The 14,584-nt window shown below is 59.2% G+C and carries 12 protein-coding genes; 11 read left to right on the top strand and 1 reads right to left on the bottom strand.

The genetic code is table 11. The features are described from left to right. Positions 1-317: 317 nt before the first annotated feature. From sdhC to sucD, 8 genes are all read left to right on the top strand, one after another. A complete protein-coding gene (gene sdhC, locus ACK3SD_RS12420) occupies positions 318-695 on the top strand; it encodes a succinate dehydrogenase cytochrome b556 subunit (RefSeq protein WP_137763848.1) in 378 nt (125 codons plus the stop codon). Continuing rightward, a complete protein-coding gene (sdhD, locus tag ACK3SD_RS12415) occupies positions 689-1,036 on the top strand; it encodes a succinate dehydrogenase membrane anchor subunit (RefSeq protein WP_137763847.1) in 348 nt (115 codons plus the stop codon). The genes sdhC and sdhD overlap by 7 nt, the downstream gene beginning before the upstream one ends. Next, a complete protein-coding gene (gene sdhA / locus ACK3SD_RS12410; protein ID WP_137763846.1) occupies positions 1,037-2,803 on the top strand; it encodes a succinate dehydrogenase flavoprotein subunit in 1,767 nt (588 codons plus the stop codon). 27 nt (positions 2,804-2,830) lie between these two features. Next, entirely contained in the window at positions 2,831-3,547 is a 717-nt protein-coding gene (locus tag ACK3SD_RS12405; protein WP_481125686.1) for a succinate dehydrogenase iron-sulfur subunit, read from the top strand. Between the two features lie 224 nt (positions 3,548-3,771). Continuing rightward, positions 3,772-6,579 (top strand): 2-oxoglutarate dehydrogenase E1 component, encoded by a 2,808-nt coding sequence (sucA, locus tag ACK3SD_RS12400; protein ID WP_481125685.1) that lies wholly within the window; start codon positions 3,772-3,774, stop codon positions 6,577-6,579. A gap of 16 nt (positions 6,580-6,595) precedes the next feature. Then, positions 6,596-7,828 carry a 2-oxoglutarate dehydrogenase complex dihydrolipoyllysine-residue succinyltransferase gene (odhB, locus tag ACK3SD_RS12395; protein WP_481125684.1) on the top strand — a complete coding sequence of 411 codons (1,233 nt, stop codon included), beginning with the start codon at positions 6,596-6,598 and terminating at the stop codon, positions 7,826-7,828. A gap of 108 nt (positions 7,829-7,936) precedes the next feature. After that, positions 7,937-9,103, top strand: coding sequence for an ADP-forming succinate--CoA ligase subunit beta (gene sucC / locus ACK3SD_RS12390; protein ID WP_137763842.1), 1,167 nt, complete (start codon positions 7,937-7,939; stop codon positions 9,101-9,103). Next, positions 9,103-9,972 (top strand): succinate--CoA ligase subunit alpha, encoded by an 870-nt coding sequence (gene sucD / locus ACK3SD_RS12385; RefSeq protein ID WP_137763841.1) that lies wholly within the window; start codon positions 9,103-9,105, stop codon positions 9,970-9,972. The genes sucC and sucD overlap by 1 nt, the downstream gene beginning before the upstream one ends. 82 nt (positions 9,973-10,054) lie before the next feature. Here the strand turns inward: sucD and ACK3SD_RS12380 are convergent, their stop codons facing one another. Continuing rightward, positions 10,055-11,014, bottom strand: a complete 960-nt coding sequence (locus ACK3SD_RS12380; RefSeq protein WP_481125683.1) for a phosphatidylinositol-specific phospholipase C — start codon at positions 11,012-11,014, stop codon at positions 10,055-10,057. 694 nt (positions 11,015-11,708) lie between these two features. On the opposite strand from ACK3SD_RS12380, the gene cydA reads away from it, so the two are divergent. From cydA to cydX, 3 genes are read left to right on the top strand one after another with little or no spacing between them, the layout of a single operon-like run. After that, positions 11,709-13,289 carry a cytochrome ubiquinol oxidase subunit I gene (gene cydA, locus ACK3SD_RS12375; RefSeq protein WP_481125682.1) on the top strand — a complete coding sequence of 527 codons (1,581 nt, stop codon included), beginning with the start codon at positions 11,709-11,711 and terminating at the stop codon, positions 13,287-13,289. Between the two features lie 11 nt (positions 13,290-13,300). Next, entirely contained in the window at positions 13,301-14,440 is a 1,140-nt protein-coding gene (gene cydB / locus ACK3SD_RS12370; protein ID WP_481125681.1) for a cytochrome d ubiquinol oxidase subunit II, read from the top strand. Between the two features lie 10 nt (positions 14,441-14,450). Then, on the top strand, positions 14,451-14,564 hold the full coding sequence (gene cydX, locus ACK3SD_RS12365) for a cytochrome bd-I oxidase subunit CydX (RefSeq protein WP_137763837.1): 114 nt from the start codon (positions 14,451-14,453) through the stop codon (positions 14,562-14,564). The last annotated feature ends 20 nt before the right edge of the window (positions 14,565-14,584 follow it).

Raw genomic sequence — 14,584 nt, 5'->3', positions numbered from 1 at the left:
GAAATGTTGATCTAATGTCAAACTACATAATTAAATTTGTATCATTTGTGAAATCTATGACCCAGATCACTGTTTTGGTCAAATGTGACCAAAGCATTTGTGTGGGAATTGTAATAATAATGTGAACAGCCTATACTGCCGCCAGGTCTCCGGAACACCCTGAAGTAGGAGCACCCAGCGTTAATAAGACCGCGCCGTTTAAGCACAGTGGACGTTGATGTTTGAGCGCGTGACGTGAAGGGCCAAGGCTCTTAACGCTGTCTGATCCCCACCCAGGCCGGAGGAAGGAAAATAATAAGAGCTGTGTGGGCTAATCCGTGAAAAAACAAAGACCTGTCAATCTGGATCTGCAAACGATCCGGTTTCCTGTTGCTGCGATAGCGTCAATTTTACACCGAGTCTCTGGCGTAATCAGCTTCGTAGCGGTCGGTATCCTCCTGTGGCTTCTGGGCATCTCCCTCTCCTCTCCGGAAGGGTTTGCGCAGGCCGCTGCCATTATGAATAGTGGGTTCGTTAAATTCATATTTTGGGGCATCCTGACTGCACTTGCCTACCACACCTGCGCGGGCATCCGCCACCTGATGATGGATTTTGGCATGATCGAAGAGAGTCTGGCCGCCGGTACCCGCACAGCCCAAGTGGCTATGGTGGTCACCGTCGTGCTGTCAATTCTGGCTGGAGTTTGGGTATGGTAAGCAATGTTTCAGCATTAGGGCGCAATGGCGTGCACGACTGGCTTCTAATCCGGGCCTCGTCCATCGTCATCACCTTGTATATCATCTATATCGTGGGCTTTTTCCTCATCGCCCCGCCACTCACCTATGCCGTCTGGCATGATTTCTTTGCCTCTTCCACCACGAAAGTGTTCACCCTGCTGACGCTGCTCTCGACCCTGGTTCACACCTGGATCGGCATGTGGCAGGTGCTGACGGACTATATCAAGCCGTTGGCGTTGCGCCTGACGATCCAGCTGGCCATCGTCCTGCTGCTGTTTGTGTACTTAATCTATGGAACCATCGTGGTGTGGGGAGTGTAAATGAAACTGCCAGTCAGAGAGTTTGATGCAGTGGTCGTCGGTGCCGGCGGCGCAGGTATGCGCGCGGCGCTACAAATTTCACAGATGGGCCTCTCCTGTGCCCTGGTGTCCAAGGTCTTCCCAACCCGCTCCCACACGGTCTCCGCCCAAGGCGGCATCACCGTGGCCCTCGGCAACAGCCATGAGGACAACTGGGAGTGGCATATGTATGACACGGTGAAGGGTTCCGACTACATCGGTGATCAGGACGCCATCGAATATATGTGCAAAACCGGCCCGGAAGCGATTCTGGAGCTGGAGCACATGGGCCTGCCGTTCTCCCGTCTGGAGGATGGCCGCGTCTACCAGCGCCCGTTCGGCGGCCAGTCGAAGAACTTCGGCGGCGAGCAGGCGGCACGCACCGCGGCGGCGGCTGACCGTACCGGCCACGCGCTGCTGCATACGCTCTACCAACAGAACCTGAAGAATGGCACCACCATCTTCTCCGAGTGGTACGCGCTGGATCTGGTGAAGAACCAGGATGGCGACGTGCTGGGCTGTACTGCCATCTGCATCGAAACCGGTGAAGTGGTCTACTTCAAGGCGAAGGCCACGGTGCTGGCCACCGGCGGCGCGGGCCGCATCTACCAGTCCACCACCAACGCCCATATCAACACCGGTGACGGCGTCGGCATGGCGCTGCGCGCCGGTGTGCCGGTGCAGGACATGGAGATGTGGCAGTTCCACCCCACCGGCATCGCTGGCGCGGGCGTGCTGGTAACGGAAGGGTGCCGCGGCGAGGGCGGTTACCTGCTGAACAAGGATGGCGAGCGCTTCATGGAGCGTTACGCGCCGAACGCCAAAGATTTGGCGGGCCGCGACGTGGTGGCACGCTCCATCATGATCGAGATCCGCGAAGGGCGCGGCTGCGATGGCCCGTGGGGCCCGCACGCCAAGCTGAAGCTCGACCACCTCGGCAAAGATGTGCTGGAGTCCCGCCTGCCGGGCATCCTTGAGCTGTCCCGCACCTTCGCCCACGTTGACCCGGTGAAAGAGCCGATTCCGGTCATTCCAACCTGCCACTACATGATGGGCGGTATCCCGACCAAGGTGAGCGGTCAGGCGTTGCGCCTCAACGCCAAGGGCGAGGATGAGGTGATTCCGGGGCTGTTCGCGGTGGGCGAGATCGCCTGCGTGTCGGTGCACGGCGCCAACCGCCTCGGCGGCAACTCGCTGCTCGACCTGGTGGTGTTTGGCCGTGCGGCCGGGATGCACCTGCAAGAGTCGCTGATGGAACAGGGCACGCTGCGCGACGCCAGCGACTCGGATATCGAGGCCTCGCTGACCCGCCTCAACCGCTGGAACAATACCCGCTCCGGTGAAGACCCGGTGGAGATCCGCAAGGCGCTGCAAGCCTGTATGCAGAATAACTTCTCCGTCTTCCGTGAGGGTGACGCGATGGCGAAGGGACTGGCCGAACTGAAAGAGATCCGTGAGCGCCTGAAAAACGCCCGTCTGGATGACACCTCCACCGAGTTCAACACCCAGCGCATCGAGTGTCTGGAGCTGGATAACTTGATGGAGACGGCCTTCTCCACGGCGGTCTCCGCCAACTTCCGTACCGAGAGCCGCGGGGCGCATAGCCGCTTCGACTACCCGGAGCGGGATGATGAGAACTGGCTGTGCCATACGCTCTATGAGCCGCAAAATGAAAGCATGACCCGTCGCGAAGTGAACATGCAGCCAAAACTGCGCCCGGCCTTCCCGCCGAAAGCGCGTACTTACTAGTTGGCGCATGGTGCACAGGAGTATTAGATGAAAATTGAATTCTCGATCTACCGCTACAACCCTGATGTCGATGATGCACCGTACATGAAGGATTATGTGCTGGAGGCCGAAGAGGGCCGCGACATGATGTTGCTGGACGCGCTGATCCTGCTGAAGGAGCAGGACGCGATGCTGACCTTCCGCCGCTCCTGCCGTGAAGGGGTGTGCGGCTCCGATGGCCTCAACATGAATGGCAAAAACGGTCTGGCGTGCATCACGCCGCTGTCGGCGCTGCGCAACGGCAACAAGAAGATAGTGATCCGTCCACTGCCTGGATTGCCCGTGATCCGCGATCTGGTCGTAGACATGGGACAATTCTATAAGCAGTATGAGAAGATTAAGCCTTACCTGTTGAATGATCAGAAAAATCCGCCGGCGCGTGAATATTTGCAGATGCCGGAAGACCGGGAGAAGTTGGATGGCCTGTACGAGTGTATTCTCTGTGCCTGCTGCTCCACCTCCTGCCCATCATTCTGGTGGAACCCGGACAAGTTCATCGGCCCGGCCGGGCTGCTGGCGGCCTACCGCTTCCTGATCGACAGCCGCGACACTGAAACCCAGTCGCGTCTGGATGGCCTGAGCGATGCCTTCAGCGTGTTCCGCTGCCACAGTATCATGAACTGCGTCAGCGTCTGCCCGAAAGGGCTGAACCCGACCAAGGCAATTGGGCACATCAAGTCCATGCTGTTGCAACGGGGCGCCTGATCCCCGTGCGCCGGGGGCCAACTGGCCCCCGGTGCAACACTCAGGCCAGGAAACCTTTGAAAGCGGCCCCCGCGTGACCGCTTCCAAAGGTTCCTTTACGGGCCGGAGCGCCGTAAGCGCACACCCGTAATGCATGAACCGTAATGACGGCACACCGTTTGTACGGCACGACGATGTATGTTAACCACGGCGAAAACTAAAGCTTCAAAGCTTAAGGGATCATGATGCAGAACGGCGCAATGAAGGCCTGGCTGGATTCCTCCTATCTGGCGGGCGCGAACCAGTCTTACATAGAGCAGCTCTATGAAGACTTCTTAACCGATCCGGGCTCCGTTGAAGATAGCTGGCGTTCTATTTTCCAACAGCTACCCACCGCGGGTGTAAAACCCGATCAGCTCCACTCGAAAACCCGGGACTACTTCCGCCGTCTGGCGAAAGACAGTTCCCGTTACTCCGCGGCAATCAATGATCCAGACACGGACGCCAAGCAGGTGAAAGTGTTGCAGTTGATCAACGCCTTCCGCTTCCGCGGCCACCAGCAGGCCAACCTTGATCCCCTCGGCCTGTGGCAACGCGAGACGGTGCCCGATCTGGACCCGGCCTACCACAACCTCTCCGAGGCGGATTTCCAGGAGACCTTCAACGTCGGCTCCTTTGCCATCGGCAAGGACACCATGCAGCTCGGCGAGCTGTACAAGGCGCTGAAGCAGACCTACTGCGGCCCGGTCGGCGCGGAGTACATGCACATCACCAACACCGAAGAGAAGCGCTGGATCCAGCAGCGTATCGAGTCGGTGGTGGGGCTGCCCTCCTTCAGCAGCGAAGAGAAGAAGCGCTTCCTGAAAGAGCTGACGGCCGCCGAAGGGCTAGAGCGCTATCTGGGCGCGAAATTCCCTGGCGCGAAACGCTTCTCCCTTGAGGGTGGCGATTCGCTGGTGACGATGCTGAAAGAGATGATTCGCCACGCCGGAAAGAACGGCACACGTGAAGTGGTGCTGGGCATGGCGCACCGCGGCCGCCTGAACGTGCTGATCAACGTGCTCGGCAAGAAGACCGAAGAGCTGTTCGATGAGTTCGCCGGCAAGCACAAAGAGCACCTCGGCACCGGTGACGTGAAGTACCACATGGGCTTCTCCTCCGACGTCGAGACTGAGGGCGGCATGGTGCACCTGGCGCTGGCGTTCAACCCGTCGCACCTGGAGATCGTCAGCCCGGTGGTGATGGGCTCGGTTCGCGCCCGCCGCGACCGCCTCGACGAGGCGCGCAGCAACATGGTGCTGCCGATCACCATCCACGGTGACGCGGCGATTGCCGGCCAGGGCGTGGTGCAGGAGACGTTGAACATGTCTCAAGCCCGCGGCTACGAAGTGGGCGGCACCGTACGCATCGTCATCAACAACCAGGTGGGCTTCACCACCTCCAACCCGCAGGATGCGCGCTCTACCGAGTACTGCACCGACATCGCGAAGATGGTGCAGGCACCGATCTTCCACGTCAACGCGGACGATCCGGAAGCGGTGGCCTTTGTCACCCGTCTGGCGTTGGATTTCCGTAACACCTTCAAGCGCGACGTGATGATCGATCTGGTCTGCTACCGCCGCCACGGCCACAACGAGGCCGATGAGCCGAGCGCGACCCAGCCGCTGATGTACGCGAAGATCAAGAAGCATCCGACGCCGCGCAAACTCTATGCCGACCGCCTGAGCGAGACGCAGGTGGCTAGCCTGGAAGATGCCACGGAAATGATCAACCTGTACCGGGATGCCCTCGACCGCGGCGATTGCGTGGTGGAAGAGTGGCGCCCGATGAACATGCACTCCTTTACCTGGTCGCCGTACCTCAACCACGAGTGGGATGAGCCGTACCCGAACAAGGTGGAGATGAAGCGCTTGCAGGATCTGGCCCGCCGCATCAGCGCCATCCCGGACGGGGTGGAGGTGCAGGCACGTGTCGCCAAGATCTACAACGACCGCAAAGAGATGGCCGAAGGCAACAAGCTGTTCGACTGGGGCGGCGCGGAGAACCTGGCCTATGCCACGCTGGTGGATGAGGGCGTGCCCGTGCGCCTCTCCGGCGAGGACAGCGGCCGTGGCACCTTCTTCCACCGCCACGCGGTGATCCACAACCAGCGCAACGGCGCGGTCTACGTGCCACTGAACCACATCCACAACAGCCAGGGCGTGTTCCGCGTGTGGGACTCCGTGCTCTCTGAGGAAGCGGTGCTGGCGTTTGAATATGGCTACGCCACCGCAGAGCCGCGCACCCTGACCATCTGGGAAGCGCAGTTCGGTGACTTCGCCAACGGCGCGCAGGTGGTGATCGACCAGTTCATCAGCTCCGGCGAGCAGAAGTGGGGCCGGATGTGCGGGCTGGTGATGCTGCTGCCACACGGCTACGAAGGGCAGGGGCCGGAGCACTCCTCCGCGCGTCTGGAGCGCTACCTGCAACTCTGCGCTGAGCAGAACATGCAGGTCTGCATCCCGTCGACCCCGGCACAGGTCTACCACATGCTGCGCCGTCAGGCGCTGCGCGGTATGCGTCGCCCGCTGGTGGTGATGTCGCCAAAATCCCTGCTGCGCCACCCGCTGGCGGTCTCCAGCTTGGATGAGCTGGCGAACGGCAGCTTCCAGCCAGCAATCGGTGAGATTGACGAGCTGGATCCAAAACAGGTTAAACGTGTGGTGATGTGCTCTGGCAAGGTCTACTACGACCTGCTGGAACAGCGCCGCAAAAATGAGCAGACCAATGTGGCGATTATCCGCATTGAGCAGCTCTACCCGTTCCCTCATCAGGCGATGCAGGCGGTGCTGGAGCAGTACGCGCACGTGCATGACTTCGTCTGGTGCCAGGAAGAGCCACTGAACCAGGGTGCCTGGTATTGCAGCCAGCACAACTTCCGTGAAGTGATTCCTTTCGGGGCTTCTTTACGTTACGCCGGGCGTGCGGCTTCTGCCTCTCCGGCAGTGGGCTACATGTCCGTTCACCAGAAACAGCAACAAGCTCTGGTCAATGACGCGCTGAACGTTGATTAATACATAAGGATAGATAATGAGTAGCGTAGATATTCTGGTTCCTGACCTGCCTGAATCGGTCGCCGATGCCACCGTCGCCACCTGGCACAAAAAGCCGGGCGACAGCGTGGAGCGTGATGAAGTATTGGTGGAAATCGAAACCGATAAAGTGGTGCTGGAAGTGCCGGCGGTAGAAGCCGGCGTTCTGGACAGCGTACTGGAAGATGAGGGCGCGACCGTGACCTCCCGCCAGATCCTGGCGCGCCTGCGCCCTGGCAACAGCAGCGGCAAACCGAGCGAAGACAAGGTGCAGAACAACGAGCCGACCCCGGCCCAGCGCCAGACCGCCAGCCTGGATGAGGAGAGCAACGACACCCTCAGCCCGGCCATCCGCCGCCTGATCGCCGAGCACAACCTCGACGCCTCTGCCATCAAGGGCAGCGGTGTTGGTGGCCGCCTGACGCGTGAGGACGTGGAGCAGCACCTGGCGAAGGCCAAGTCTGACCAACCGGCCGCCCGCGCGCCAGAGACCGCCAAGGGCAGCAGCGAGCCGGCCCCGGCGCTCGGCAGCCGCAGCGAGAAGCGCGTGCCGATGACCCGCCTGCGCAAGCGTGTGGCAGAACGCCTGCTGGAAGCGAAAAACAGCACCGCGATGCTGACCACCTTCAACGAAATCAACATGAAGCCGATCATGGACCTGCGCAAGCAGTATGGCGAGTCCTTCGAGAAGCGCCACGGCGTGCGTCTGGGCTTCATGTCCTTCTACCTGAAAGCGGTGGTGGAAGCGCTGAAACGCTTCCCGGAAGTCAACGCCTCCATCGATGGCGATGACGTGGTCTACCACAACTACTTTGACATTAGCATCGCCGTCTCTACGCCGCGCGGTCTGGTGACCCCAGTGCTGCGTGACATCGATACCCTCGGCATGGCCGACATCGAGAAGAGCATCAAGGAGCTGGCGGTCAAAGGCCGTGATGGCAAGCTGAAAGTGGAAGAGTTGACCGGGGGTAACTTCACCATCACCAACGGCGGCGTCTTCGGTTCACTGATGTCCACCCCGATCATCAACCCGCCGCAGAGCGCCATCCTCGGGATGCACGCCATCAAGGATCGCCCGATGGCGGTCAACGGCCAGGTGGTGATTCTGCCGATGATGTACCTGGCGCTCTCTTATGACCACCGCCTGATTGATGGCCGTGAGTCCGTGGGCTTCCTGGTCACCATCAAAGAGATGCTGGAAGATCCGGCTCGCCTGCTGCTGGACGTCTAAGCCAAACGGGCGCCACGCTGGCGCCCGATACTTTCATCTGGCCGTGCCCTGGCCCACGACGGGCTGGTGGGGCGGCTGAATCTTTCAGACCTGAATGGATAGAAGATCATGAACTTACACGAGTATCAGGCAAAACAGCTGTTTGCACGGTATGGCCTGCCAGTACCGACCGGTTACGCCTGCAACACCCCGCGCGAGGCGGAAGAAGCGGCGTCCAAAATTGGCGCCGGCCCGTGGGTGGTGAAGTGCCAGGTACACGCCGGCGGCCGCGGTAAAGCGGGCGGCGTGAAGGTCGTGAAAAGCAAGGAAGAGATCCGTGCTTTCGCTGAGCAGTGGCTGGGCAAAAAATTGGTGACCTACCAAACGGACGCCAATGGCCAGCCGGTTCACCAGATCCTGGTGGAAGCCGCGACCGACATCGAGAAAGAGCTCTATTTGGGCGCCGTGGTTGACCGCAGCTCTCGCCGCGTGGTGTTCATGGCCTCCACCGAAGGTGGCGTGGAGATCGAGAAAGTGGCGGAAGAGACCCCGCACCTGATCCACAAAATGGCCCTCGACCCGTTGACCGGGCCGCAGCCGTATCAGGGCCGCGAGCTGGCCTTCAAGCTGGGCCTGAGCGGCAAGCAGGTTCAGCAGTTCACCAAGATCTTCATGGGTCTGGCAAACATCTTCCTGGAGCGCGATCTGGCGCTGATCGAGATCAACCCGCTGGTGATCACCAAGCAGGGCGATCTGGTCTGCCTCGATGGCAAGCTGGGCGCGGATGGCAACGCTCTGTTCCGCCAGCCGGAACTGCGCGAAATGCAGGACCCGAGCCAGGAAGACGCGCGTGAAGCGCACGCGGCACAGTGGGAGCTGAACTATGTGGCGCTGGATGGCAACATCGGCTGCATGGTGAACGGCGCAGGTCTGGCGATGGGCACCATGGACATCGTGAAGCTGCACGGCGGCGAACCGGCCAACTTCCTTGACGTTGGCGGCGGCGCGACCAAAGAGCGCGTGACCGAGGCGTTCAAAATCATCCTCTCCGATGAGAAGGTGAAAGCGGTGCTGGTCAACATCTTCGGCGGCATTGTGCGCTGCGACCTGATTGCTGACGGCATCATCGGCGCGGTCTCTGAAGTGGGTGTCAGCGTGCCGGTGGTGGTGCGTCTGGAAGGGAACAACGCCGAACTGGGAGCCACTCGTCTGGCTGACAGCGGCCTGAATATCATTGCTGCGACCAGCCTGACGGATGCGGCTCAGCAAGTTGTTGCGGCAGTGGAGGGGAAATAATGTCCATCTTAATCAATAAAGAGACCAAAGTTATCTGCCAGGGCTTCACCGGCAGCCAGGGGACGTTCCACTCCGAGCAGGCGATCGCCTACGGTACTCAGATGGTCGGCGGTGTGACGCCGGGCAAAGGCGGCACCGAGCATCTGGGCCTGCCAGTATTCAACACCGTGCGTGAAGCGGTTGAGCAGACCGGCGCTACCGCCTCTGTTATCTACGTCCCAGCCCCGTTCTGCAAAGACTCCATTCTGGAAGCGCTGGACGCTGGCATTAAGTTGATCATCTGCATCACTGAAGGCATCCCGACGCTGGACATGCTGGTGGTGAAAGCCAAGCTGGAACAGACCGACGCGCGTATGATCGGGCCAAACTGTCCGGGCGTCATCACCCCAGGCGAGTGCAAAATCGGCATCATGCCGGGCCACATCCACAAGCCGGGCAAAGTGGGCATCGTCTCCCGCTCTGGCACCCTGACCTATGAAGCGGTCAAGCAGACCACGGACTACGGCTTCGGCCAGTCCAGCTGCGTCGGCATCGGCGGCGACCCGATCCCAGGCTCCAACTTCATCGACATCCTGAAGCTGTTCCAGGAAGACCCGCAGACTGAAGTGATCGTGATGATCGGTGAAATCGGCGGCAACGCGGAAGAGGAAGCGGCAGCCTACATCAAAGAGCACGTCACCAAGCCGGTGGTGGGCTACATCGCGGGCGTTACCGCGCCGAAAGGCAAGCGTATGGGCCATGCGGGCGCCATCATTGCCGGTGGCAAAGGCACCGCAGACGACAAATTCGCAGCGCTGGAAGCGGCAGGCGTGAAAACCGTCCGCAGCCTGGCTGACATCGGCGAAGCCGTGAAGTCACTGCTGAACTGAGTTTTAGTAGCTCGACATATTGGCCACCCTCGGGTGGCCTTTTTTATAGGCGGTCGCCGCCAGTCTCGTGATCAGTCGCTGGCTACTTAACAAAGCAATTTTTATTGATGATCGCCTGAATCAGTCCCTTGCCGGGGAAATCCGCCGCGATGATGCCCTGCGGCTTCATGTCCGGGCGATTGTTCAGGGCGTTTTTCGTCAAGGTGTTGGTGCCCTCAAAGGCGATGGTGCCCTCAAAGGCGATGGTGCAGATATCGAGGAAGCAGGAGACGCGCGGGAAGTCCGGGTAACGGTGCTTGAAGCCCGGCGTGGTCAGGCCGGTGGCGAGACGCGGGGCGCTGGTGCCGCTGCTGGAGTGGCCACTGGCGACAAAGTAGGGGAAGGAGCCGCCAGAGGCGCTCAGATAGTTGAGGGCGATCTGCTGGCCGCTGAAGTGCTGGCTCGCCTCAAGGAAAGCCTTAACCTTTTCCCACTTGCCATAGAGATCCCAGTTGGTCTTGACATGATAGGCATCCTGCAACTGCTGGCCGAAGAACTGCCCGTAGGTCAGGGTACGTTGGGGGCGGAGATTGTCCCAGAGGAAATAGATCTGGCCGCGGTGCGCGCCCACCGTCTCCAACGAGTAGGCTTTGTCAGGGTGGCTGATCCACTTCTCATATTGTGCTAGATATTCATCCAGCGTCTCATTGGCGCTATGAATGCTATTGGTGGACTTGCCATCATATTCATCCCGCAGGCGCATGAAGACAATTTCGGTCGGATGAGCGCTCAAGAATTCGGTCACCTGTTTCATCACGTCATTGAAATTCATCTTCTGGTAAACAAACCCGTGATGGATGGCGAAGCTGTCATCGATATGGCGCACGCGGATATCTAAAAATCGGATGCCGGCACGCAACTGTTGGTCAATGGTCATGACCTGATTGGCCACAGCCGCACCGCCGTAGCGCGAGCCGGAGTCGTGGGTGCCAGGGATCACCAATTCTCCCAACGGGGTGTAATTATCCAGTTTGGCCATCCAGTCGCTTTGGCTATAATCCATAATATTGACATCATGGCTATATCCGCTGTCATTATGCGCGTAACTAATGACTGGCAGAGAAAATAGAGCTGCCAACAATATAAGGCTATATTTTTTTATCTTCATTGGATGTATTTCCGATTATTTTCCAGTTTCCAGGGGTAATTGGCGCGTGAGAATATAATCGCCCACAATTTTCTGTCAATAATACACATCCTCACTTGTCATGAATTAAAGGAATCGTCAAATAATAATTTGTCAGGTAATGAATAAGCAGCAACGATATTATAGGATTCTGCATTCACAGGTTTCTGACAAAATGAATATTAATCAGTAAATTGGGTGAAGGTTGCTAGCGCTTCGCCCTTGGGTTATGCAAAAAAAGCAAAGGCTTTTTTGTTTATCAGAGGTTTTATTGATTTAGATCAATTATCCAAAATATGCGTAAAAATAAAAACTTGATCTGTGAACAAAAATAGCCGCCATCCCTTGTCAGGCTATTTATTTCATCTAAGGGGAGGCGTAAGATAATTACCACACAAATGAAAGTAATTTATTTGTTAATTTTGTTGTGTTTTTAAAGGTAAAACCGTCCGGCATTCTGTCGGCGGCCAGGGTCTATTTTCGACATCACGCTTTTAAAATGATATTCACAGCTCAACGTCCTGGGGCGGATGCCGCTGCGCGCCGCTCCCGTACTGCGTAAGGGGTCACCATGTTTGATGTAGTCGAACTGTCACGCTTACAGTTTGCCCTGACGGCCATGTACCACTTCCTGTTTGTCCCGCTGACGCTCGGTATGGCGTTCCTGCTGGCAATCATGGAGACGGTCTATGTGCTCTCTGGCAAGCAGATCTATAAAGATATGACCAAGTTCTGGGGCAAGCTGTTTGCCATCAACTTCGCGCTGGGGGTTGCCACCGGCCTGACGATGGAGTTCCAGTTTGGCACCAACTGGTCTTACTTCTCTCACTACGTCGGCGACATCTTCGGCGCGCCGCTGGCGATTGAGGGGCTGATGGCCTTCTTCCTGGAGTCCACGCTGGTCGGCCTGTTCTTCTTCGGCTGGGATCGCCTCGGCAAGGTGCAGCACATGATGGTCACTTGGCTCGTGGCGCTCGGCTCCAACCTGTCGGCGCTCTGGATCCTGATCGCCAACGGCTGGATGCAGAACCCAGTCGCCTCCACCTTCAACTACGAAACCATGCGCATGGAGATGGTCAGCTTCGCCGAACTGGTCTTCAACCCGGTGGCGCAGGTGAAGTTTGTCCACACCGTGGCTGCCGGCTACTGCACTGGTGCCATGTTCATCATGGGCATCAGCGCCTACTACCTGCTGAAGGGGCGCGATCTGGCGTTCGCCAAACGGTCATTTGCCATTGCGGCCAGCTTTGGCATGGCGGCGGTGCTGTCGGTGATCGTGCTGGGCGATGAGTCCGGCTATGAGATGGGCGACGTGCAGAAGACCAAACTGGCGGCGATTGAAGCGGAGTGGGAGACCCAACCCGCCCCGGCCAGCTTCACGCTGTTTGGCCTGCCCGATCAGGAGAAGATGCGAAATGACTACACCGTGCAGGTTCCTGCACTGCTGGGGCTGATCGCCACGCGATCGGTTGATAAACCGGTTGCCGGGCTGCGCGAGCTGATGGACGAGCATGAGACCCGCATCCGCAACGGTATGCGCGCCTACCAGCTGCTTGAGTCGCTGCGTGCTGGCAACAACGATCCTTCGGTACGGGACGCTTTCAACGACAGCAAGCAGGATCTGGGCTACGGCATGTTGCTCAAGCGCTATACACCCAACGTCAGCGATGCCACGGAAGCGCAAATCAAGCAGGCGGTCAAAGACTCCATCCCGCAGGTGGCGCCGCTCTACTTCTCCTTCCGCATCATGGTGGCCTGTGGCGTGCTGATGCTGCTGGTGATTAGCCTGGCCTTTATCAGCGTGCTGCGTAGCCGCATCGGTGAGCAGCGCTGGCTGCTGCGGTTGGCGCTCTATGGCATCCCGCTACCGTGGATCGCGATAGAGGCGGGCTGGTTTGTGGCGGAGTATGGCCGCCAGCCGTGGGCCATCGGCGAGTTGCTGCCGACCGCGGTGGCCAGCTCCTCCCTGACCGCTGGCGACATCCTCTTCTCAATGGGGCTGATCTGCGGCCTCTACACCCTGTTCCTGGTGGTGGAGATGTACCTGATGTTCCGCTTTGGCCGTCTCGGCCCCAGCAGCCTGAAGACGGGTCGTTACCACTTTGAGACCGGTGCCGTTGACGCCGCCCCGGCCCTGCAACAGGCACAGTAAGGAGCCTCAGCATGTTTGATTACGAAGTATTGCGTCTGATTTGGTGGGCGTTGATTGGCATCCTGCTGATTGGCTTTGCCATCACTGACGGCTTTGACATGGGGGTCGGGGTGCTGCTGCGCATTTTGGGCCGCACCGACATCGAGCGCCGCGTCATGATCAACGCCATCGCCCCGCACTGGGACGGCAACCAGGTGTGGCTCCTCACCGCTGGCGGCGCGCTGTTCGCCGCCTGGCCGATGGTCTACGCCGCCGCCTTCTCCGGCTTCTACGTGGCGATGATTCTGGTGCTGGCCTCGCTGTTCTTCCGCCCGGTCGGCTTTGACTACCGCTCCAAGCTGGAGGATCGCCGCTGGCGTAACCTGTGGGACTGGGGCATTTTCATCGGCAGCTTCGTGCCAGCGCTGGTGTTTGGCGTGGCGTTCGGCAACCTGTTGCAGGGCGTGCCGTTCCACATCGATGAGTACCTGCGCCTGTACTACACCGGCAGCTTCTTCGCGCTGCTCAACCCCTTCGGCCTGCTGGCTGGCGTGGTCAGCCTCTCAATGCTGGTCACGCAGGGGGCGGCCTATTTGCAGATGCGCACCACCGGCCAACTGCACCTGCGCAGCCGTGCCGCCACCCAGCTCTCGGCGCTGGTGGTGATGGCCGCCTTCCTGCTGGCTGGCATCTGGCTGGTGAGCGACATTGATGGCTACGTGGTGACTTCCAGCCTCAATCTGGCGGCGGAGTCCAACCCGCTGCGCAAAGAGGTGGCGCATCAGGCGGGCGCGTGGCTGCTCAACTTTGAACGGATGCCCGCGCTCTGGGCACTGCCCGCGCTCGGCGTGCTGCTGCCGCTGCTGACCATCCTGATGGCGCGGCTGGATCGTGCCGCCTGTGCGTTCGTCAGCAACTCGCTGACCATCGCCTGCATCATCCTCACCACCGGCGTCACAATGTTCCCGTTTGTCATGCCCTCCATCACCCACCCGAACGTCAGCCTGACGATGTGGGATGCGACCTCCAGCTTGCTGACACTGAAGGTCATGACGGTGGTGGCGATCATCTTCGTGCCGATCGTGCTGGGTTATACCGCCTGGGCCTACTACAAGATGTTTGGCCGGGTTGATAAAACCTTTATTGAAAACAATACCCACTCACTCTATTAAGGAGCACACCATGTGGTATTTCGCCTGGATTCTCGGCACGCTGCTGGCCTGTTCATGCGGCATCATCACCGCCCTGGCGCTGGAGCACCATGAGGCGCGTGAGACGGCCAAAAAAACCCACTGACAGGGGTAAAAAGCAAGAGG

The organism is Chimaeribacter sp. YP20170169 (genome assembly GCF_056739715.1).
This window is presented reverse-complemented; position numbering and strand designations above follow the sequence as displayed.